The organism is Microbacterium sp. zg.Y909 (assembly GCF_024626565.1).
The window spans coordinates 1-2,280 of sequence record NZ_JANJFJ010000542.1; the positions used below are offsets into that span (position 1 = coordinate 1).

Here is a 2,280-nt window from a genome sequence, read left to right on the forward strand (position 1 = left end):
TGGACGACGTAGACGGGGACGGGCTCGTAAGCGGGGAGGTTCAGGGGACGGCCGGTGAGCAGCGAGAAAGCCGAGCCGTGGGCCCAGCACTCCAGGGTCTCCCCCTCGACGAATCCCTCGGAGAGCGAGATGTCGCCGTGCGTGCAGGTGTCGCCGATGGCATGCACCTCGCCGTTGGAGTCCAGCACGAGGGCGATCGGCACGCCGTCGACCTCGACCCGGCGGGCGGAGTCCTGCTCCAACTCGCTCAGCGCGCAGACGCGGGTGGCGGTCACTCCTGCGCCCCTGCGTCGAGCTCGGCGAGGATCGCCGCGGTGAGCTCCTCTTCGAGCGAGGGGATGCCGGTCTTCTGGATGATCTCGCCGAGGAATCCCACCACGACCAGGCGCCGTGCTTCGGCCTCGGCGATGCCGCGGGCCTGCAGGTAGAACAGCTGCTCGTCGTCGAAGCGGCCGGTGGCGCTGGCGTGGCCGGCGCCCTGGATGTCGCCCGTCTCGATCTCGAGGTTGGGGATGGACTCGGCGCGAGCGCCGTCGGTGAGCACCAGGTTGCGGTTGGCCTCGTACGAGTCGGTGCCGCTGGCATCCGCCCCGATGAGCACATCGCCGATCCAGACGCTGCGTGCACTCTCGCCCTGCAGCGCGCCCTTGTAGAGCACGTCGCCCTTGGTGTGCGGGCCCTTGTGGTACATGTACACCTGGCTCTCGAGGTGCTGCCCTGCGTCCGAGAACGAGACGCCGTAGAGCTTACATTCGGAGCCTGCTCCGGCGAGCTCGACCGACGGGTTCACGCGCACGACGCCGCCGCCGAGGCTGACCACGACGTGGGTGAGGGTCGCGTCGCGGTCCACGCGCGCCTGGTGGGATGCCACGTGCACGGCATCGCCGTCCCAGCGCTGCACCGTCACGAGGTTCAGCCGGGCGCCGTCGCGCACGATGATCTCGACGTTCTGCGCGTACTGCGCGGACCCGGAGTGGTAGAGCAGCACAGTGGCAGCCGAGTTCGGCATGGCCTCGACGATGATGTGGGCGTTGCCGTGGGCGCGCGCGTCGCGGCCGACGAGGTCCACGCGCAGCAGCCCCTCGTGCTCCTCGTTCGCCGGAATGCGCAGGTGCAGCGCGTCGGGGCTCTGCTTCCATGCGATGGCGGCGGCGACGTCCTCGGGGCGGAACACCTCGCCGCGGACGGCCGCGTCGTGGCCGAGCGACGGGACGCGCAGGGTCTCGGGCACGTCGAAGCGGTACTCGACGGCCTCAGAGGCGCTGGTGTCCTCGTCGACGAGCACCGCGCCGAGGCGGGCGATCGGGGTGTGCTTCCAGTTGACCTCACGGCCGGTGGGAGCGCCGAAGTCGGCGGGGTCGAACGAGGTGGGTCGCTCGGAGCGGGTCTGCACCGGAACGAACGCGGCGGCAGGGTCGATGTGACCCTCCGCGGCGGCAGCGGGGGCCTGGGTGACAGTGGTCATCAGCCGACGGATCCTTCCATGCCCATCTCGATGAGCTTGTTCAGCTCGAGGGCGTACTCCATGGGCAGCTCGCGGGCGATGGGCTCGATGAACCCCCGGACGATCATCGCCATCGCCTCGTCCTCGGGCATGCCGCGTGACTGCAGATAGAACAGCTGCTCTTCGCTGACCTTCGACACCGTCGCCTCGTGGCCCAGCTGCACGTCGTCCACGCGGATGTCGATCGCGGGATACGTGTCGGACCGCGACTTGGTGTCCACGAGCAGGGCGTCGCAGCGCACGGTGTTGGCGGAGTGGTGCGCGTTGGCATCCACCCGCACCTCGCCGCGGTAGCCGGCACGACCGCCACCGCGGGCGATCGACTTCGAGATGATCGACGACTGCGTGTACGGCGCCATGTGGATCATCTTCGCGCCGGCGTCCTGGTGCTGACCGGGACCGGCGAAGGCGACCGACAGGGTCTCGCCCTTGGCGTGCTCGCCGACCAGGAAGATCGAGGGGTACTTCATCGTCACCTTGGAGCCGATGTTGCCGTCGACCCACTCCATGGTCGCGCCCTCGTGGGCCACGGCGCGCTTGGTGACGAGGTTGTAGACGTTCGTCGACCAGTTCTGGATCGTGGTGTAGCGCACGCGTGCGTTCTTCTTCACGATGATCTCGACCACCGCGGAGTGCAGCGAGTCGGACTGGTAGATCGGGGCGGTGCAACCCTCGATGTAGTGCACGTAGGAGCCCTCGTCCGCGATGATCAGCGTGCGCTCGAACTGGCCCATGTTCTCGGTGTTGATGCGGAAGTACGCCTGCAGCGGGATGTC

Annotated in this window: 3 protein-coding genes; all 3 read right to left on the reverse strand. The window is 68.6% G+C overall.

The window, feature by feature from the left end; all coding sequences use genetic code 11:
* Positions 1-275: non-heme iron oxygenase ferredoxin subunit (locus NQ160_RS22560; RefSeq protein ID WP_257517266.1), on the reverse strand; the 275-nt coding region annotated here is incomplete at its 3' end.
* Positions 272-1,465 (reverse strand): Fe-S cluster assembly protein SufD, encoded by a 1,194-nt coding sequence (sufD, locus tag NQ160_RS22565; protein ID WP_257517267.1) that lies wholly within the window; start codon positions 1,463-1,465, stop codon positions 272-274. The genes sufD and NQ160_RS22560, both read right to left, overlap by 4 nt.
* Positions 1,465-2,280: Fe-S cluster assembly protein SufB (gene sufB / locus NQ160_RS22570; protein ID WP_257517268.1), on the reverse strand; the 816-nt coding region annotated here is incomplete at its 5' end. The genes sufD and sufB, both read right to left, overlap by 1 nt.

What these genes read in the sequence shown, in the direction of transcription:
- sufD (WP_257517267.1), bottom strand. Translation starts at nt 1,465, where the DNA reads ATGACCACTGTCACCCAGGCCCCCGCTGCCGCCGCGGAGGGTCACATC.